Origin of the sequence: Novosphingobium sp. PhB55 (genome assembly GCF_004368805.1) — a bacterium.
Lineage (GTDB): Bacteria > Pseudomonadota > Alphaproteobacteria > Sphingomonadales > Sphingomonadaceae > Novosphingobium.
Map to the genome: position 1 here is coordinate 130,534 of NZ_SODQ01000011.1, position 18,421 is coordinate 148,954.

General features: G+C 63.4%; 16 protein-coding genes. 2 read left to right on the forward strand and 14 right to left on the reverse strand.

From position 1 onward, the window contains the following. Positions 1 to 425: 425 nt before the first annotated feature. Positions 426 to 1,595 carry a DUF1214 domain-containing protein gene (locus EDF57_RS23390; RefSeq protein ID WP_166675371.1) on the forward strand — a complete coding sequence of 390 codons (1,170 nt, stop codon included), beginning with the start codon at positions 426 to 428 and terminating at the stop codon, positions 1,593 to 1,595. Positions 1,596 to 1,607: 12 nt separating this feature from the next. Continuing rightward, positions 1,608 to 2,564, forward strand: a complete 957-nt coding sequence (locus EDF57_RS23395; RefSeq protein WP_134096088.1) for a DUF1254 domain-containing protein — start codon at positions 1,608 to 1,610, stop codon at positions 2,562 to 2,564. Positions 2,565 to 2,896: 332 nt separating this feature from the next. On the opposite strand, the gene EDF57_RS23400 is transcribed toward EDF57_RS23395, so the two are convergent. From EDF57_RS23400 to EDF57_RS23465, 14 genes are all read right to left on the reverse strand, one after another. Next, the gene (locus EDF57_RS23400; RefSeq protein WP_134096089.1) at positions 2,897 to 4,159 is read right to left on the reverse strand and encodes a hypothetical protein; all 1,263 of its coding nucleotides are present in this window, start codon (positions 4,157 to 4,159) and stop codon (positions 2,897 to 2,899) included. Positions 4,160 to 4,652: 493 nt separating this feature from the next. After that, positions 4,653 to 4,868 carry a DUF2274 domain-containing protein gene (locus EDF57_RS23405; protein WP_208324945.1) on the reverse strand — a complete coding sequence of 72 codons (216 nt, stop codon included), beginning with the start codon at positions 4,866 to 4,868 and terminating at the stop codon, positions 4,653 to 4,655. Next, entirely contained in the window at positions 4,865 to 5,959 is a 1,095-nt protein-coding gene (locus EDF57_RS23410) for a TrbI/VirB10 family protein (RefSeq protein WP_243841255.1), read from the reverse strand. Before EDF57_RS23410 ends, EDF57_RS23405 begins: the two co-directional genes overlap by 4 nt. Positions 5,960 to 6,186: 227 nt before the next feature. Continuing rightward, the gene (gene trbG / locus EDF57_RS23415) at positions 6,187 to 6,993 is read right to left on the reverse strand and encodes a P-type conjugative transfer protein TrbG (protein ID WP_243841256.1); all 807 of its coding nucleotides are present in this window, start codon (positions 6,991 to 6,993) and stop codon (positions 6,187 to 6,189) included. 11 nt (positions 6,994 to 7,004) lie between these two features. Next, positions 7,005 to 7,820 (reverse strand): conjugal transfer protein TrbF, encoded by an 816-nt coding sequence (trbF, locus tag EDF57_RS23420; RefSeq protein WP_134096093.1) that lies wholly within the window; start codon positions 7,818 to 7,820, stop codon positions 7,005 to 7,007. A 2-nt stretch (positions 7,821 to 7,822) separates the two neighbouring features. After that, the gene (trbL, locus tag EDF57_RS23425; protein WP_134096094.1) at positions 7,823 to 9,118 is read right to left on the reverse strand and encodes a P-type conjugative transfer protein TrbL; all 1,296 of its coding nucleotides are present in this window, start codon (positions 9,116 to 9,118) and stop codon (positions 7,823 to 7,825) included. A gap of 136 nt (positions 9,119 to 9,254) precedes the next feature. Then, positions 9,255 to 10,007: a P-type conjugative transfer protein TrbJ gene (gene trbJ, locus EDF57_RS23430; protein ID WP_347876967.1), complete on the reverse strand. Its 753-nt coding sequence runs from the start codon at positions 10,005 to 10,007 to the stop codon at positions 9,255 to 9,257. 4 nt (positions 10,008 to 10,011) lie between these two features. Beyond that, on the reverse strand, positions 10,012 to 12,495 hold the full coding sequence (trbE, locus tag EDF57_RS23435) for a conjugal transfer protein TrbE (protein WP_134096095.1): 2,484 nt from the start codon (positions 12,493 to 12,495) through the stop codon (positions 10,012 to 10,014). Beyond that, positions 12,489 to 12,761: a VirB3 family type IV secretion system protein gene (locus tag EDF57_RS23440; RefSeq protein ID WP_134096096.1), complete on the reverse strand. Its 273-nt coding sequence runs from the start codon at positions 12,759 to 12,761 to the stop codon at positions 12,489 to 12,491. The genes trbE and EDF57_RS23440 overlap by 7 nt, the downstream gene beginning before the upstream one ends. Further along, positions 12,758 to 13,096 (reverse strand): TrbC/VirB2 family protein, encoded by a 339-nt coding sequence (locus EDF57_RS23445; protein ID WP_243841258.1) that lies wholly within the window; start codon positions 13,094 to 13,096, stop codon positions 12,758 to 12,760. The genes EDF57_RS23440 and EDF57_RS23445 overlap by 4 nt, the downstream gene beginning before the upstream one ends. A gap of 7 nt (positions 13,097 to 13,103) precedes the next feature. Beyond that, a complete protein-coding gene (gene trbB / locus EDF57_RS23450; protein ID WP_134096109.1) occupies positions 13,104 to 14,054 on the reverse strand; it encodes a P-type conjugative transfer ATPase TrbB in 951 nt (316 codons plus the stop codon). A gap of 32 nt (positions 14,055 to 14,086) precedes the next feature. After that, positions 14,087 to 14,485 (reverse strand): CopG family transcriptional regulator, encoded by a 399-nt coding sequence (locus tag EDF57_RS23455; protein WP_134096110.1) that lies wholly within the window; start codon positions 14,483 to 14,485, stop codon positions 14,087 to 14,089. Between the two features lie 2 nt (positions 14,486 to 14,487). Beyond that, positions 14,488 to 16,581: a conjugal transfer protein TraG gene (locus tag EDF57_RS23460; RefSeq protein WP_134096097.1), complete on the reverse strand. Its 2,094-nt coding sequence runs from the start codon at positions 16,579 to 16,581 to the stop codon at positions 14,488 to 14,490. Between the two features lie 269 nt (positions 16,582 to 16,850). Continuing rightward, positions 16,851 to 17,975 (reverse strand): NAD(P)/FAD-dependent oxidoreductase, encoded by a 1,125-nt coding sequence (locus tag EDF57_RS23465; RefSeq protein ID WP_134096098.1) that lies wholly within the window; start codon positions 17,973 to 17,975, stop codon positions 16,851 to 16,853. Positions 17,976 to 18,421: the final 446 nt, after the last annotated feature.

Genomic DNA, 18,421 nt, shown 5'->3' on the forward strand with positions numbered 1-18,421 from the left:
CGGTCAGGGCTTAAATCCACGAAAAGCAGCTGTGTCCGGTTTTGTTGGGTGAAACAGTTCGGATGTTTCAACGGGGAACGTCTTGGACTGGTCGCGACCTGCTGGTTAGCGGACGGACCGCACCTGTCGTTGCTGGCCCCGAACGCGCTCTCCTGGGACGATTTTGCCGATCCCTCGCGACCGATTGACCTACTGGTATGACCACTAGCCGACATTCGGTATCTGTCCGTACAGGACCACAGAACGACAGACATCGGGCCGGCCTCTACCGGTCAGCTTCCAGTGAGCCATCAGGGAGCGAAAGGCCGGAATGTGCGGGTTACCACCGATAGCTGCGCTACGCTGCGGACGGATATCAACTCCGGCCAGCGAGGTGCGGTATGGGAACGATTGCCGATCAAGACGTCGTCGATGCCTATCAATATATGCTCGCCCGTTGGCTGGTGCTGCGGCAGGAGCGCCGCGACCTGGAAGAAGGCTTCCAGTGGAACGCGATCATCCACCGCGCGCCGGGCGGCGTTTCATGGGCCAACCCGAACCTCGACGTCGCCTACAGCGAGGCGTGGATTGCCGTCGACGAGAGCAGCGCGACGATCCTCGACCTCCCGAAGATCGAAAGGCGGTACTACACCTTCCAGCTTCTCAACGGTTGGGGCGAGGTCACGCTCAACATCAACGAGCGCAATTTTCCCGAACATCCGTTCGGACGGTTCGCGCTCTGCCTGCAAGGGTCGAACCTCGAGCTGCCGGCCGACGCCTTGCGGATCGATCTGCCCGGCCGCAAGTCGCGCTTGCTGATGCGCGTGGAGCTGGGCGTCGATCCCGACGCGGCTATCCAGCTGCAAAAGGCAACGACCTTGCACGCGACCGGTAACCCGCGGGTGCCCGATCCCGTCCCGGTGGACTTCGAACGCTTTCCGGGGGGCGAGGCGTTCGAACGGGCCAACGAAATCCTCGACGGCGAACCCGACATCAACCCCGGCACCGAACCGCTTGAGGCAAAGGCGCGGGCGGTGGCGGCGGCAGTGCGCGATCCTGCCGAACGTGCCCGGATCGATAGAGTAATCCAGGCGCAGGCCGCCCCGGCATTCCTCGATGCGATCAAAGGCATGGGGCAATCGGTAAATGGTTGGGTGCGCCCGCGCATAATCGGCAATTATGGCGACGACTGGCAGATGCGCACGATCGCCGATTTCACCGGCATCTGGGCGAACAATGCCCATGAAGTGATCTACTTCGTCGCACGGGATAACGAAGGCAGCAAGACGATCTCGCTGACCTTTCCCGCTGATGCCTTGCCCGCGCAGAAAGTCCGCTATTTCTGGTCGGTGATCGCCGTGGATTCGCGGGAGTTCAAGGTGATCGCCAACCCGCTGGACCGCTTCTTGCTCAACAACCAATCGGGCCTTCAGTACGAATCCGACGGATCGCTGACCCTGTGGTTCGCGCCCGAAAAACCCGAGGCGTGCCCAGAGCGCAACTGGCTGCCGACGCCGAGGGACGGGCGATATAATCTGACCTTCCGTTTCTATGGCGCGGCCGAGGATGTCGTCGACGGCCGCTATTTCCCGCCAGCACTGGTTCAGCGGCCCTGAAAGGAGACGCATATGGCAGACTCGGTCACCGTCACCGTCGACACCTTCGTCCGCGCCGAGAGCGACATGTATTTCGGCCAGACGGTCGCGAAAGTAGGCATCGGGCAATGGCACCATGCCCGCGACCTGATGCCGCTCGATCATCAGGTCGTAATTCGCGGCAACCGCGACACGGTCTATTCCTCGGGCGTGTTCGATCTAGACGCCGGCCCGGTGACGATCACGCTGCCCGACGCCGGGGCGCGCTATATGTCGATGCAGATTTTCGACGAGGACCAATATACCAAGCCGACGATCTATGATCCCGGCAGCTACACCCTGGATCGCGCCAATTTCGATACGCGCTATGTGCTGGTGGGCATTCGCACTCTGGTGAACCCGCGGCCGGGTGATCTCAATGAGGTCCATACGCTGCAGGACGCGATCACCATCGAGCAGCCGGGCGGACCCGGCAGCTGGGAGGTTCCGGCTTGGGACATTGAAAGCAAGAAGAAGGTGCGCGACGCGCTGCTGGTGCTCGCCGGCACGGTGACCGACACCAGCAAGGCGTTTGGATCGAAAGCGGAGGTCGATCCCGTCCAAAGATTGCTCGGTGCGGCCTCCGCCTGGGGCGCCAATTCGCCGCGCGACGCGCTCTACTTTAATTTCGTGCCCGCCAGCAACGATGGCGAGACAGTCTATACGCTGATGGTGCCAGCAGACGTGCCGGTGGACGGCTTCTGGTCTGTAAGCGTCTATGGCGAGGACGGCTATTATCATCCAAACGCGTCTGACCGCTACACGCTCAATAATCTGACTGCGGTGAAGGATTCAGAAGGCGGAGTGACCATCCAGTTCGGCGGCTGCGACCCGGCAAACCCTAATTGCTTGCCGATCGAGCGCGGATGGAACTATATGGTGCGGCTGTATCGCCCGCATGATGATGTGCTGAACGGCAACTGGGCTTTCCCGGAAGCGAGGCTTGCCTGAACTCGGTGCTGCTCAGAGGAGACCGCGCGGCATTGGATTAGCGCCGTCGGCATTCAATGTTCGTGGCAGCGCCGATCCGACTAATGCCACTCTTATTCGGCAGGGGTAAAGGCGCTCTACGGACTCCCATCGCGGCAGTGACTGATCTGAACGACCGGCTTTGTTCGCGAGCCCCGGAAACCGGACGGTCGGCAAGTGGAAAGCCAAATTCCGCCTCTGAGCGTCTTAGAAGGGTCGTGACTGACCGGTCCTCCCCCCATGTCCTCAGCTTCATTCGAAGACCGGCTCCGTCATCCGCGCGCTTCGCCAGCCCATCGCTGACCGTGCTCCCGTCAATCCACTTTTGCCAAACTCTTGATCGCCGTTTCGCCCATTGCCTTGAGCCAATCGGTCTTCACAATATGCTGGGCGTTGGGTGCTATATTGCATGCTGCAATTGCCGCTGCATACAGCAGCGACCATTTCACGGTCTGCTTGACGGCCTCACGGCTCCCTTCAAACGCAGCGTTCAGATGTTCACCAAATTCAGAAAATATCTTGGCGACTACATTTTCAATCGTTCTGACGACGGCGAAGAGGGCGCGCTTGCCCGCCTTGCCCGGCGTCGACATTGCTTCGAGCAGGATCTCGATCGATCGCGGTACTTCGGGATCGGCAATACCAGGGATCTTGCGGAGGTCTTGCGCCAGTTTCGCGCCGACCTGGTGAACCTTGCGCGCATCGTCTTCGGTCGCATCGAAGTCCGTTGCGTTGTCCACGAATGCATGCCAGTCCGAAAACTGGCTGACATAAAGCGAAACGCCAACGCTGAAGGCCTTCCATTTCGCGGAAATCGGCGCCGAAATTTCGTCCTCGAGTTTCGAGCACAACTCGCCGCAGGCAAAATTGGCGATACCGATCTCAATTACGTTTTGGGAGGACGCAAGATTTTCCTCCATTTCCTCCATCACGACGATGGCGCGCTGATCGATGTTCGACTTGGCAAAATTTTCGACCAGCCAAGCCGCGTCCTTCACAAGCCGCTTGCGGGCGTGCTCGGCACCAATCGGGTTCTTATCCCCTGCTCCGGAGCGCTGCGGCCGAACTCTCAGAACTCCGTTGCGGAACTCGAATTGGACAGGTCCGGTCTGCTGCGGCGGCGCTAACGATGCGAGCGGCTCCGACTTTTGGGCGAATGCTCGAATTTCGGGCCGCACGACCTTGCGCGCGACTTCTTGTGTCGTCCGGTTCTCGGAAATCACGCCAAGGGCATCGGTCAACTCGCTTCCGACGACATCGCCGAGCAATTGCCCCCTCCATCTCCCCGTCCGGATTTTTCTCGGAGCGACGTGTTGATGAAAGTATTCGCTTTGCGCTGCACTCCGGAGCGCCTCCACCACGCCCTCGATCTCCTTCATGCCCGCGGCGAGTTGGGACAGGTTCGACACGATCAGGACTTTGTTAGCCTTCTCGCATGCCTCCTTGAGGCTGCGGCCTTCTCCGGCTGCTGGCCACTCCTTCAACGTCGCCATGGCCGCATCACCCAATTCCCGGATAAGTTCGATCAGCTTGACGCGTGCAACGCGGCGCCAAGTCTCCAGGTTTTTCTTTTGCATAGTCCCCAACAGTGCCAATTCCCCCAGACGGCGCCATCTAGCTTTCCTTGTTCTCAATTTCGAGGGCTAACTTGCAGCTCGAGCCCGACAAGAGGAAGCGCACATTCTTTTAGACAGTTCGCTCCGCATTTTGGGGCGGCGGAATGCGATAGCCCTAGCGATCCCAAGATGCAGCCGTGGTCAAATCACCAATTCAACGATCATGAACCCTGCGGCTCTGATCTCAATCCCTCAATACGTCCAAAGCTGGCAACCCAAAAGCAACGGCGATTCTTCAATTTCCGCAACTTGAATGAGCGCCAAGACCTGAACCAGACACTTGAGTTCGATAGGAGCTCTTCTGGATCGTCCAACGCAGCCGCCTCGACATCTTGTTCCCAAAGCAAGCGCGCTATGCTTCTGAACGAACGGCAGCTTCGGGTCACCTAGGGCTTATTAGGAGACGTTCCGGACTGTCCGACCTTGCTGTCTTTTATATTCCTTCAATCCTCGGCTACCCTTCCTTCTTCCGGCGCCTAAAACTCCGATCACTGTCGATGAATGACGACAAGATGGCCGGCACCAGATCGGCGACCGCGACCTCATGCCCGTAGGCTGCGGCATAGGCAGCCGCATAATCCTGGAGGTCACGGTGAAGGTCGGGCGTGATCAGCACCGAAAGCTTCACTGCTGTCCTGTCGGGCAGCTTACCAAGTTTGATCCCGCTCAAGGCGCATTCCTCCCGGTCCATGGCTTCAGGATCAAATCCTGCCGCACCAGAAGACGTATCGCAGCGCCCGGCCTGATCGTAATCGTCGGCCGGATGTCGAGGTTTCGCTGCGTGATCTGATCGCCTGCCCGTGAGACGTTAGTCTGTGCCGCCTCCCGGATTGCCTGAACCAGGTCACTCTCGCCGCTGATTGACAATTCGGTTCCGACACCCAGCAGCGTCGCAATCGCCACACCCTTGAACAGCCGGGCTGTGTGATAGTTGACCTGGTCGGTCAGCCCCGCATTTCCGGACGGATCTGCCGCGAGCATGTTATCGAGACGAAGGGATTGGCCATCCGGCATGATCAGACGCTGCCACACCACGAGCGCGCGGCTCTGGCCGTAAGCGACCATGCTGTCATAGTTGCCGATCAACCTGGCGCCCTGCGGAATAAGCAAGACCTGACCGGTCGCGCTGTCGAAGACGTTCTGGGTAACCTGCGCCACCACCATCCCGGGAACATCGGAATTGAGCCCGGTGATCAGGCTACCGGCAATGACGCTGCCGGCCATCAGCATGTTTGCCGAGGGTGCGGGCGCCAGGAGATGCGGGTTGACGTTCCCCCGCTCGTCGAGCCGCTCAGCGAACCGTATCTTGCTGTCCTGTTCAGGTGGCTCGGGCCGAGCGCTTTCGGAACTGCTCGCGGCCAAACCAGCCACCGCTTCATCTGGTGAGGACAACCCGCCGGATGGTGCGCGCACGTTCTGCACCATCAAACCAGATTGCAAGGCAGCGCCGAGTTCGACTTCCCGACGCTCTCGATCAATATCCTTGCCCGGCGCCGCTACGGGCGCTGGAGACGAGAGAGGCATCATGCCCCGCTCTTGGGCTCGCAGGATGGGTCGCCCAAGGTCACCGGGAAGCGGCGGCCCAAGTTTCGGCACCTTGCCATAACTGGCAGGAAGCGCCGCCACGGCATCATTCGGCTTCCGGCTCGGCTGGGACAGATCGATTGCCTCCTTTCCGCTACCCTTCAATTTATCGCTGAATGCTAGCCACGCGACGCCGCCAAGCAGGAACAGGGATGCCGCTGTGCCAGCAACGATCACGCCCTTGCGAACGCGGGTAGGTTGCGGCGGCCGTGCCCGGATGGCCAGCGTTTCCGGGTCGACTTTGGATGGCTTGGGCGAATCCCCCGAACCAGAGGCAACCGGTGGCTTCCCCGTTTCGGTGCTCCTCCTACCCTCAGCGCCAGGGATCTGTGAGCCGGTTTCGTTCAGGTGGGGCCCCGGGCCATGAAGATCCCGCTCTTCCGATGATGCAGTATCCTCCTCACTCATGGGCGTCCCCTCCCCGCCGGCCCGCGCGTGATCCGCACGACCTGCTGCCGGTGGCTTCCGAACCGGAGCTCGGCCGCCGCGAAGATGCGGTCCACAACGTAAAAGCGCCCGCGCATGCGGTAATTCACGAGCTCCGCTACGCCCCCTTCCCCGACCAGGAACAGCGGCGGCGCCTCGTCGACACCAATCGACAACGGAAATTCGATAAAGGTCTGCCGCCCATCATCGAAGGCACGAAGCGGCCGCCAGGACGGCCGGTCGCCGGTGATCTGGTAGCCGAAGTACAGCTGCTCGACACCAAGACCCGCGGCCACCGGCTTGGCGGCCTCGGCTGCAGCCTCGGCCCGCTTCACCGCGATCATCTCGTCCAGCGGATAGTTCCAGGCGAGCGCTGCCATGCCCCCGCTCGTGCTGCTGGTGAGACTGACGTGATAAGTCCGCTTGTCGGTCGTGATTACGAGGTTAGTCGCGAGGCCCGAGCTGAACGGCTTGACCAGCACATGCGTGCGCTTGTCATCGCCGCCTCCGCTGGTGGTATCGCCAATGACCCAGCGCGCGGTATCACCGGCGGCCACGGCGACGAGTGCCTCGCCCGCCTGCAGGGCAATGTCGGTGATCATGCCGGGCTGCGTATAGATCCGGTAGACCGCTCCGTCTGACCACAGATACATCTGCCGCGCGTTGATATAGGCGCCGGACGCCGGCTCCACCCAGCCTCGCCCTTCCGTTGCCGCCTGATGCGGGAGCGCCAACGCATGCACGCTGACGGATGGCAGAGCTGCAGCAAGCGCCGCAGCAGACATGATGCATGACCTCATGGCAAGACCTCCAGGGGTTCAGGGGAAGCAATCGGGGCGGGGCCCGCGGCAGGAGGGGACCCGCCTTGATCGGCTCTCTCATCGTTGGGATCGGCCGGGGCCTGCGACCGGACATCGCCCTGCCCGTCGGGCTCGAGCTCCCGGCTCCAGTCGATCGCATCGACATAAATCCCCAGCGGGTTGCGGCGCAGCGTCTCGGCATCGCGGGGCGGCTTGCGGGCAAGGGTCAGAATGGCCGTCCACTGGCTCGTCCCGGCCGCATTGCCGCGATCGAAGGCGCCTTCCGTCCACTTGACCTGAAAGCTGTTATCCGAAGCCCGCACGACACTCGTGACCTGGACTGAGACCGTGCGTTCCCCGATCCGGGTGAGCGCACCGGAAGCCCGGGCATATTCGCTGATGGCACGCCCGCCCCGCTCGGTTGCAAAGTCGTAGGCCTCGAGCCAGTCCGCGCGCATGACGACCGGATCCAGCGATACCCCGCGGACGTGGGCGATGAATTTCGACAAGGCCCAGGCGATCTGCGGATCGGTGGGTTCGTACGCCAGCTCCGCTTTGCTCACCGCGCGCGCCTCGCCAAGCCTGTCAACGGCGACCACATAAGGTACGACGCGGCTCTGCGCGGCGAGCCAGACAAAGCCGCCCGCTATTCCGCAAGTGAGACCAAGCGAGGCGAAGGCCATGACCCGCCAGGCATGGGCCTGAACGCGCGCAGACCCGATGCGGTCGTCCCAGAGCTGCCCGGCGCGCTGGAAGGGCGTCTCCGGTTCGGGGGTGCGCCCATAGCCCTGGACGCTGCGTTTGAAGCGCATGGTCAGTCATTCCTTTCGCTGATGTCGGGAGTGGTGGATCCGCCGCCGCGGTCGCCCTGCTGGAGCGCGTGAATGGCCATCTGCCGGCGATGACGGGAGCTCTGTTCTGCCCGCAGCGACTTTGCCCATGCCGGCGCCGTCTCTCCGCCGCCGGAAGCCGGCGGCGGAGAGTTCGTGTTCTCGGTATCTGACGAGGTCGAACCGCCCGGCTCGCTGGCACCGCCGGAATTCGAAGCCGGCCGCGCTGTCTTGGAATTGTGCGCCGAGCCGCCCGAAGGCGATGCTGCAGCATGGGCATTCGCGCTGCTTCCACGGCTGGAAGCCGGCTTGCCGGCGGGGCCAGTCGCCGAAGCAGCGGTTCCCATCGAAGTTCCCGCGCGGATGCCGCCAAGCGCGCCGCCTGCCATGCGCGCGCCGGCGACCACACCGCCGCCGGCCAGCATCGCGACCCCGCCTGCCCCTATGGCGGTACCCGCGACGGCCCCTGCCCCAAGCTGCGGAGCGCCGGAAGCAAGTCCGCTGGCGACCGAGGGAGCAAAGATGCCGAGGCCGAAGAGAGCTAGGCTGGCCAATACCAGGCTCATGGCCTGGCCGATGTCAGGTTCCTGGCCCTGAAGAGCCTGCGTCAGGTCGTCGAAGAACGTCGAGCCGATACCGACTATGACCGCCAGTACCATGACCTTGATGCCGGAGCTGACCACGTGACCGAGCACGCGTTCAGCGAGAAAACTCGTGCGGTTCCACAGCGCGAACGGCACCAGGATGAACCCGGCCAGCCCCACCAGCTTGAACTCGAGGATGCAGACGAACATCTGCACCGCGAGGATAAAGAAGGCCAGGATGATGAGCAGCCAGGCCAGCAGCAGGACGGCGATCGTCAGGAAATTGTCGAAGAAGCTGGCAAAGCCCAGCATCTTGGAAGCCTGCACGAGCAGCGGCCAAGATGCCGAGAAACCGATACCTGCAAGCCGGCCGGGTTTCAGGAGATCGGCAGGTCCAATACTACCGCCGCCTGCCGTCAGGCCCGCCTGCGCGAACGAGCGGAAGATGATGTCGGCAAGCCCTGAGAAATTATTGATGATGAAGGCGAAAGCGCCGACGAACAGGATCTTGCGCACGAATCGCGCGAGCACGTTGTCCTCTCCGGCCAGCGTCCAGAACAGGGCCGCAAGCGTCACATCGATCGCGATCAGTGTCGCGCTCAGGAAGCGCACATCGCCGCCCAGCAGTCCGAAGCCGCTGTCGATGTAGCGGATGAACGTCGCCATGAACTGGTCGATGACATTGAGGTTGCCCATGATCGCTGGCCTTCCTGCTGAGTTGGGGTGCCGCGGGGCGCGCGGCCCAAGGACGATAGGCACGCGCCCCGCGGCGCGGCGGCGGGAGAGGCAGTCCGCCGCTGCTGGCTCGATCGGGCCGAAAGGCCCAAAGCTGCTAGTTCGGTGTGTAGGCGGTGCCGGAACCCAGGAATTTCTGCGTTGCGGCCTGAGCCTCGGCGGCTTCCTGCGCGCGATTGCTTTCACTCACCGCTTCCGCGCGGTATTGCGCCGCCATCATCTCCTGGATCTGGAATTGCTGCTTGGCGGTAAGGGCAAGCAGCTGATTGGTGGCCTGCTGGACCTGCAGCGCGCCTTCGGCGCCTTGGCTTCTGGCAACCAGCGAGCCGAGCGCCGAGGTATCGACCGCGACGTTCTCGGCGATCTGCGCCTGGAGCGTGACGGTCTGGCGGTAGGCCGAAACTTGCGCCGCCATGCGCGTGCGGGCGGCCGTGACCTGGTCGTCGAGCGTCAGCGACCGGGTGAAGGCATCGGGGTAGAGCTGCGCGAACTGGCGATCGGCATTCGCCACCTTGAACTCGATGCCCCTTGCCTGGTCCATCAGCACGTCGATCTTGCGCAGCGTATCTGTCAGCGCCTGAAGCTCGGGGAAGCTCACCCGCGACAAGTTCTTCGCCTGATTGACCAGGCCTTGCGCCTGGTTCTGCAGCGACTGGATCTGGTTGTTCACCTGCATCAGCGCGCGCGCAGCCGTGAGGACATTCTGCGAGTAATTCGTGGGATCGTAGACGACTACCGCTTGCACCGAACGAGGCTGCAGCGCGGCGCCGGCCGCAAGAGCGCAACCGGCCAGGATTATAAGTGCGCCTGCGCGGCGGCCCCGGATTACGGGCATTATGGACATGGTCATTCTCCTACAGCTGGAAAAACGGCGTGAGATCGAGGGCAGCATCGTCCGCCCCCTCCCAGTCCTGCGGTCCGGGAAAGTGCGCGATGAGATCCGCCGCCCACTCTGCAGGCGTCCCTGTCAGGAAACGGGAGAGAAATTGGCGGGTGCCGCCTGCGGCAAGCAGTGCATCGATCCGGGCCTGCGTCGCTGGGTCGGAGGCACCGCACAAGGTGAGCGCCAGCGGCCCAAGCCCCAGTTCGAACAGCCGGTTCCCTTGGGCCGATTGAAGATAGTAATCCCGTTTGGGCGTCGCCCGGCTGATCAGCTCGATCTGCCGGGCATTGAGCCCGAAGCGCTCGTAGGTTTCGCGGCTCTGCGGCTCTTCCGCCCGGTCGTTGGGCAATAGGATGCGCTGCGGGCAGCTTTCCAGGATGGCAGGCGCGATGGGGGAATTGGCGATGTCGGCAAGGCTCTGGGTCGCGAACAAGACCGAGACGTTGCGCTTGCGCAGCACTTTCAGCCATTCCCGGATGCGTGCGGCAAACAGCGGGTGGTCAAGGAATATCCAGGCCTCGTCGAGCACGAGCAGCGTCGGCCGCCCGTCGAAGCGCTCTTCGAGGCGGTGAAACAGATAGGTAAGCACCGGGGCGGCGGCGCCGGCATGGCCCATCAGCGCCTCTGTCTCGAAACACTGGACATCGGCAAAACGCAGCGCGTTCTCCGAGGCGTCGAGGAGGCCGCCGTACGGACCCTCAAGGGTGTAGGGCGAAAGCGCTGTGCGCAGCGCATTGGACTGCAGCAGCAGGGTCAGACCGGTGATCGTGCGCTCTGCGGCCGGCGCGGTCGAAAGGCTCGTCAGCGACGACCATATCTGGTCCTTCACTTCCGGGGTGACGACGAGGTTTTCCTGCGCCAGCAGCGCCGCAATCCATTCCGCCGCCCAGGCGCGCTGCGCCGGATCGTCGATGCGGCGAAGGGGCTGGAAGGCAAGTCCGGAGCCGCCCTCTACGCCAAGGCCAAGCGAATGATGGGCGCCGCCGCAGGCCAGCACGGCGGCGCGTGCCGATTGCCCTTTGTCGAAGATGAAGACCTGCGCCTTCTCGTAGCGCCGAAACTGCAGGATCATGAGTGCCAGCAGCACCGATTTGCCCGCGCCGGTTGGCCCTGCGACGAACATGTGTCCGACGTCGCCGACATGGGTCGAAAGGCGGAACGGGGTGGAACCGGACGTACGCGCGTGCAGCAGCGGCGCGCCGCCAAGATGATCGTTGGCGGCGGGCCCTGCCCATACCGAGGACAGCGGCATCAGGTGGGCAAGGTTGAGCGTGTGGACGAGAGGCTGGCGGACATTGGCGTAGACGTGGCCCGGCAGCGAGGAGAGCCATGCCTCGACCGCGTTCACCCGCTCACGGATCGTCGTGAACCCGAGCCCGCCCAGGATGCGCTCGATTTTTCGCATGCGCCCTTCGACAACATCGCGGCTCGGATCGCTCACGGTGATCGTGGTCGTGAGATAACCGAACGAGACATAGTCGCCGCCCAGCGCCTGCAGGGCCAGGTCCGCATCGGCGACCTTGTTGTCGGCATCGCTGTCGAGAAGCTGCGCAGGGCTGTTGTAGAGTACCTCGCGCAGCATCGCGGTCAGCGACTTGCGCTTGTTGAACCACTGCCGGCGCAGGGAAGTGAGCACCTTGGTCGCCTCCGGCTTGTCCATGGCAATGAAGCGCGTCACCCAGCGATAGGGAAAGTCCTGGCTGTTGAGGGCATCGAGCAGCCCAGGATGGCTCATGGCCGGAAAGCCCAGCACCGAGATCGTGCGCAGGTGCCGGTCGCCGAGCTGCGGCTCCAGACCGCCAATGAGAGGTGTGTCGACAATCAGGCCGTCGAGATACATCGGCGTTTCGGGAACGCGGACCGGATGGCGGGAATTGGAGATGGCGCCGTGGAGGTAGGTCAGCAGTTCGCCGCTGGTGAGCCCGCGCACTTCGGGCATGAAGCTATCCAAGAGGTCGAGCGCTCTATCGGTCTCCGTCAGGAACCCGGCGAGAGCTTCACGCCAGTCACGGCCCCCCGCCTCGTCTGCCCGCTCGACAAGGCGGCGACCGGCGGCATCGTGGCTGTCGGCAGGCGGCAACCAGGTGAGTGTCAGATAGAACGCGCTTTCGAAGTGTCGGCCTTCGGCGAGAAAGCCCTCGCGCCGTTCGCGCTCTACCAGCCAGCTGGCGGGATCGGGAAAGGCATCGTCGGGATAGGCCATCGCCTCGCGGCGTTCGGCCTCGAAGAACAGCGCCCAGCCCGATCCGAAGCGGCGCAGCACATTGTTGGCGCGCGCGGCAATCGAGACGAGGCCGCCGGAAGTCGAGGATTCCAGGTCAGGCCCGCGGAAGGCGAGCACCCGCAGGAACGATCCGTCCTTGTTCAGCATGACGCCGGGCGCGACGAGCGCTGCCCAAGGCAGGTGATCGGCAAGAGACGCCGGCTTCTCCCGGTATTCGGCAAGGTTCAGCATGCGTAGTATCCCCTCTGGCGCAGATGGCGAAGGAGGACGGGCGCGAAATCGGGATCGCGCCGCGCCGCGAGGACGGCGAGGCTGTGCCCCGCCGCCCAGATGGCGAGGCCGGCCAGCCACTGCTGCAGCCCGAGGCCCACCGCCATCGCCAGGGTGCCGTTGACGATGGCGATGCCCCGCGGCGCGCCGCCAAGCAGGATGGGCGCGCCGAGGCTGGCGTGTATCGGCACCTCGAACCCTTCGGTATGCTGGCCGGCTGCAATCATGCGACGAGCGCTCCGCCGCCGAAGCTGAAGAACGAGAGAAAGAAGCTGGACGCAGCAAAGGCGATCGAGAGACCGAACACGATCTGGATGAGCCGCCGGAAGCCGCCGGCCGTCTCCCCAAAGGCAAGCGTCAGACCGGTGACGATGATGATGATGACCGCCACGATCTTGGCGACCGGACCCTGTACGGATTCCAGCACTTGCTCGAGCGGCTGTTCCCAGGGCATCCCCGAGCCCGACGCCCAGGCCGGCGCGGCGAGGGAAAAGGCGATTGCTCCGGCAAGCAGCGAAGCGCAGGCAGCGCCCGGGCGCGCCCGGCGAAATGGCAGTGACATCATGGCGTCATTCTCCTTCTGGGGTTGAGGGGGACAAGAGGTCGGTAAGGCGGTAGTCGCCGCTGCCGGGGTCGAGGCCTTCGAGCCGCGCGATGGCGGCTATCCGCCGGGCAAGGCCCCGTCCGGCAATGAAGACGACCAGATCGATGGCCTCGGCAATGAGGCGGCGCGGCACCGTGACGACAGCTTCCTGGACCAGGCTCTCGAGCCGGTGGAGCGCAGCACCGGCGCCGTTGGCATGGATCGTCGCAATGCCGCCGGGGTGCCCGGTGTTCCAGGCCTTCAGCATGTCGAGTGCTTCGGGGCCCCGCACTTCCCCGACGATGATGCGATCGGGGCGCAGCCGCAGGGTCGAGCGAACGAGGTCGCCGATGGTGACGTGTCCCTGACGCGTGCGCAGTGCGACGGTATCGGGCGCGGGACTTTGAAGTTCGCGGGTATCCTCGATCAGGACGACCCGCTCGTCGAGTGACGCCATCTCGTTTAGCAAGGCATTGGCAAGTGTGGTCTTGCCTGACGAGGTTCCGCCGACGACGAGGATATTGGCGCGGTGAAGCACGGCTTGCCGCAGTATTTCGGCGGCCTCCCGGCTCATGATCCCGTCGGCGACATAGTCGCCGAGCGAATGGATGCGAGCAGCCGGCTTGCGGATCGAAAAGCACGGCGCCATCGCCACCGGCGGCAAGATCCCCTCGAAGCGCTCCCCTGCCCCTTCTCCGTGCGCGGGCAGTTCTGCCGAAACGATCGGCCGCTCGGCGTGCACTTCGCTGCGCACGTGGCTGGCGACGAGACGGATGATCCGCTCGACCTGGTCCTGTGCTATCCGCACTTCGGTATCCACCCTGCCCTCGCCCAGCAGGTCGAGGCGCAACATGCCGTCAGGATTGACCATGATCTCGATGACGCGCGGATCGCCGAGGGCCGCCTCGATTGCCGGTCCCATCGCACTGCGCAGCATCGAGCGCTTGCGCAGGTTGGTTTCAGCGCCCGTCACTGTGCTTCGCCGCCTTCGAGCGTGCGCCGGCCCTTGCCGACCTGCCGCGCGACCTGGTTCAGGAAAGCCTCGAACCGCATCGATCCGGCCGCTCTACCCGCGTGGTCGGTTTCGGCAAGCGGTGGATGGATCGCCAACTCGTAGCGAATAAATAGCGCCAGGGTTTCGAGCTCGATGTGGCTGTCGCGCACAAGCCGGTCGAGGCTGTCTGCGAGTCTGTCCAGCCTGCGCCCGAACCGCTCGTCGAGTTCGGACACGCCTTTCCGGTCAAGCCAGTAGCCAAGCGCCTGAGCGAGGATATCCGACTTGGTAACACCGCGCTTGCCGGCTAGCTCGATCAGCTTGTCGCTGACCGGCTTCGCCAGGAGAAACTGGTGGCGGATTTTCTGCACCATGGTCAAAGCTCCAGCTGGAATTGATCGGGATGATCGGGCGAGCCGATGGCGTAAGCCGCCCGCGCAAGACGCTGCTGAGACAGGTCGATGGCGCGCTTGTCCGCAGCAGGATCGTCATCGTCCGCCTCGAAGCCGAGCGCCGTGAGAGGAACCTGCGCAGGGGGCGGCGCTGACATCGCTTCATGTTCGGGCTGGCGCGCCTGTTCGCTACCGCCGCTACTTTCCTCAGGTTGGTCTGCCCCCCTCTCCGTCTTCGTATCGCTCATCGCCTCTGCCGCCCGCTCCACCGCCTTGCCGCAAGCCATAGGGGCCAGGCGGGCATCGACATCCCGGACCTGGCCTTGCCAATCGTCGGGGCGTGCCGGCGGCGCATCGTGATAGCCGTTGGCAGCAAGCTCGGGAGCCGGCAGCATCCGCTCCATGAAAGCGGGTTCCTCGAAATAACGCAGCTTGGTCGCGCGGACCGGCGGCATGCCGGAGGCAAGCACGAGCTCATCGGTTGCCGGCAGCTGCATGACCTCGCCGGGGGTCAGGAGCGCGCGCGCCGTTTCCTGCCGGCTGACCATCACGTGGGAGAGCCAGGGCGCGAGGCGGTGCCCGGCAAAGTTGCGCATCGCTCGCTGCTCGGTGGCCGTACCGAGGGCATCGGACAAGCGCTTGGCCGTGCGTTCGTCGTTGGTGGCAAAGGCGACCCGGAGGTGGCAGTTGTCGAGGATCGAATTGTGGTCGCCGTAGGCCTTCTCGATCTGGTTGAGGCTCTGCGCGATAAGGAAGGCGCGCACACCGTAGCCTGCCAGGAAAGCCAGACTGGTCTCGAAGAAATCGAGCCGCCCGAGCGCAGGAAACTCGTCGAGCATCATCAGCAGCTTGTGCCGCCGGGAACTGCCACCTTGCCTTGCGTGGTCCTGCAATTCCTCGGTAAGCCGCCGGCCGATCTGATTGAGGATGAGGCGGATCAGCGGCTTGGTGCGGCTGATGTCGGATGGCGGCACCACGAGGTAGAGAGAGGCGGGATGCTTGCCCTCAACCAGATCGGCGATCCGCCAATCCGAAGTCGAGGTGACCGCAGAAACGGTAGGGTCCCGGTAGAGCCCAAGGAACGACATCGCTGTCGAAAGCACGCCCGAACGCTCGTTGACCGACTTGTTTAGGACTTCGCGCGCCGCCGAGGCGACGACAGGATGTACCCTGGGCTTACCCGGCGTGCCGAGATGGTTGACCGACATCATCGCCCGCAATGTCGCTTCGAAATCGCGTCCCGGATCGGACAGGAATGTTGCGACGCCCGCCAGTGTCTTGTCCTGTTCGGCGTAGAGGACGTGCAGGATCGCGCCTACCAGCAAGGCGTGGCTGGTCTTCTCCCAGTGGCTTCGCCGCTCGAGGGCACCTTCAGGATCGACAAGGATGTCCGCGATGTTTTGGACATCGCGCACTTCATGCTGGCCCCGCCGCACTTCCAGCAGCGGGTTGTAGCGAGCCGAACGCGGGTTCGTCGGGTTGAACAGGAGGCAGTGCGAAAAGCTGGAACGCCAACCTGCAGTGAGCTGCCAGTTCTCACCCTTGATATCGTGGATGACAGCCGAGCCCAGCCAACTGAGGAGCGTCGGAACCACCAGGCCCACGCCTTTTCCCGACCGCGTCGGGGCAAACGCCATGACATGTTCCGGGCCATCATGCCGCAGGTAGTCTGCGCCCATCCGCCCGAGGAAGACGCCCTGGGAGGCAAGAAGACCGCCCTTGCGCAGATCTTTTCGCTCCGCCCAGCGTGCCGAGCCATAGGTCGTGACATTACGCTGCTGCCGCGCACGCCAGACCGATCCGAAAATAGCAGCCCCGCATCCGGCAAGGCCGCTCGCCGCAGCAATCGCTCCCGCCTCATCGAAGACGATCGGCGCGTAGGCATCGAACTCGAACCACCAGACGAACAATGCCCAGGGTTCGTAGATGCGCCAGTGACCCAGGCGAAGCCAGGGTTCGCCAAGCTCAGGTTGATAGGCAAGCTCGGCAGCGACCCACTGGGTCGCGAACCATACGCCGGCCAGGACAATGCCGAACACGACCAGCATCTGGCCGATCAGGAGCTTCGTTGGGGTCATGTGTGCCTCCGTCCGCGGCAGCAACAGCCCCCCGAACGATGCTCACAATCTCAAACGTGGCTTTCCAGCGGCAGACCCTGTCTGGCGCAGTGAGGTGCCTTTCCGGGGCAACTGAATGACCGAAACAGGAATACTCAAGAACTGATCAGCTGGCGACGTTGCCCCACTTCGGCGCTGGCACAATTGATGCGTACGCCTTGTCGAAGGGAGCCCATGTTCCTGGCGGAACCTTGCGAGTGATGTTTAGAGATGACCGCTAGACCGCATGATTAAGCTCCGCCGCCCAAAAGGCCAATCACGCTGCGCGGGGCCTCCTCGCCGAAGAACAGCTCGAGATTTGCGGCCGAGGCCCGCGCCACGGCTTCCGCACGTGGAAACAGGTCGCTCTCGTACGCAGTCAATGCTGCCTCGACGTCGTTTGGATGGCGGAGGATCGCCTCCGCCAGTCTTGCACCGTCATCCATCGCAAGGTTGGCACCCTCACCGGCAAATGGCGACATTAGATGGGCGGCGTCCCCGATGAGCGTCACACCCGGCACGCGCAGCCACGACATGCCGACCGGGAGCGCGAAGATTGGCCTGGGGATGGGATCGATGCTGCTGTCGCGAATGAAGGCGGTCAGCGTCGGTGCCCATCCGTCGAACTCGTCCGCAATCCGGCCAAGCGCCGCCGCAGTGTCAGTAAAATCTATCTTGCCGAACCACTTCTCGGGCCTGTTGAGCGCGGCATACCCCCGGGCCGTCCCGTCCGCGTAGCGGTGGACCATGATCCCCTTGCCCGGCGCGAGCGCCATCAGAGTGCCGCGGCCGATCACTCCAATCGACGCTGCTTCCTTCACAGCGTCCAGCAGTGCAATTTCGATAAAGCAGGTGCCGGAATAAATAGGCGTCGCCGAAGACAGGAGCGGCCGTACCTTCGACCAGGCACCATCGGCACCGACCAGCAGGTCGACCGTTGCGCCAGTCCCATCGCTGAAGGCGATAGCGTGCCCTCCCTCTCCGAGGGAAGTCAGCGCGGTCGCTTTACTACCCCATCGGATCGCCCCGTCTGGCAGGGATCTCATCAGCATCGTTCGAAGCTCGCCGCGATCAACTTCCGGGCGCGTCGAAGCAGAGCTGCCTGGCTTGTCGAACAAAACTGTACCGTCCGGGTCAACGACACGCTTGGCGTCTTCGCCGGGACGCACAAGGCTCTGGAAGGCATCGTGCAGGCCTGCCGCCTCCAGCGCGCGCTGACCGCTATGCTCATGAATATCGAGCAGGCCGCCTTGTGTACGCGCCAAGGGTGATGCTTCCCCTTCGAAGATCGACGCGGCGATCCCGTGCCGATGAAGGACACGTGCTAGCGTCAAGCCGCCGAGACCTGCGCCGATGATGCCGATGGTACGATTCACGATAGCGCTCCTGTCGGCGCGTCGGCCATACCGACACGCATGATGGTTGGAGACGCTGGTCGGTCATGCCTGGAATACCCGACTTATTCGCGACAGAGCGGGTCCTGGTCGCCTCGCTCAGTCGTTTTTCGCGACGGACGATGAATATTGTTTGCCGCCAAAAATGGCAATAGCCGACCAGCTTGAGACATTCCCTGATTTGCGGTTGAACGGTTGATCGCACCAAAAGCGGCCGTTCTCCCGACCTTTGCCTTTTAGCCTTCGCGGGTCGGCCCTGAGGCGTCCCATGCCCGCCGATGCACACAGAACACCATTCGTCCTTTATATGCCTGTCCCGTCGGCGAGTTATTTTGGGTCTGACTCAAATTCCGTGCAGATTTGACAAATCCGAAGGGTAGCCGCGAACTCCAGCTCACGAAAAGCGAGGAGTACGGGTCAATGGCCGT

Excerpts from the sequence above, each read along its gene's own strand:
- EDF57_RS23390 (WP_166675371.1), top strand. The coding sequence starts at position 426 with ATGCTCGCCCGTTGGCTGGTGCTGCGGCAGGAGCGCCGCGACCTGGAA.
- EDF57_RS23395 (WP_134096088.1), top strand. The coding sequence starts at position 1,608 with ATGGCAGACTCGGTCACCGTCACCGTCGACACCTTCGTCCGCGCCGAG.
- EDF57_RS23400 (WP_134096089.1), bottom strand. The coding sequence starts at position 4,159 with ATGCAAAAGAAAAACCTGGAGACTTGGCGCCGCGTTGCACGCGTCAAG.
- trbG (WP_243841256.1), bottom strand. The coding sequence starts at position 6,993 with ATGTCTGCTGCGGCGCTTGCTGCAGCTCTGCCATCCGTCAGCGTGCAT.
- trbF (WP_134096093.1), bottom strand. The coding sequence starts at position 7,820 with ATGCGCTTCAAACGCAGCGTCCAGGGCTATGGGCGCACCCCCGAACCG.
- trbL (WP_134096094.1), bottom strand. The coding sequence starts at position 9,118 with ATGGGCAACCTCAATGTCATCGACCAGTTCATGGCGACGTTCATCCGC.
- trbJ (WP_347876967.1), bottom strand. The coding sequence starts at position 10,007 with ATGACCATGTCCATAATGCCCGTAATCCGGGGCCGCCGCGCAGGCGCA.
- trbE (WP_134096095.1), bottom strand. The coding sequence starts at position 12,495 with ATGCTGAACCTTGCCGAATACCGGGAGAAGCCGGCGTCTCTTGCCGAT.
- EDF57_RS23440 (WP_134096096.1), bottom strand. The coding sequence starts at position 12,761 with ATGATTGCAGCCGGCCAGCATACCGAAGGGTTCGAGGTGCCGATACAC.
- EDF57_RS23445 (WP_243841258.1), bottom strand. The coding sequence starts at position 13,096 with ATGTCACTGCCATTTCGCCGGGCGCGCCCGGGCGCTGCCTGCGCTTCG.
- trbB (WP_134096109.1), bottom strand. The coding sequence starts at position 14,054 with ATGCTGCGCAGTGCGATGGGACCGGCAATCGAGGCGGCCCTCGGCGAT.
- EDF57_RS23455 (WP_134096110.1), bottom strand. The coding sequence starts at position 14,485 with ATGGTGCAGAAAATCCGCCACCAGTTTCTCCTGGCGAAGCCGGTCAGC.
- EDF57_RS23460 (WP_134096097.1), bottom strand. The coding sequence starts at position 16,581 with ATGACCCCAACGAAGCTCCTGATCGGCCAGATGCTGGTCGTGTTCGGC.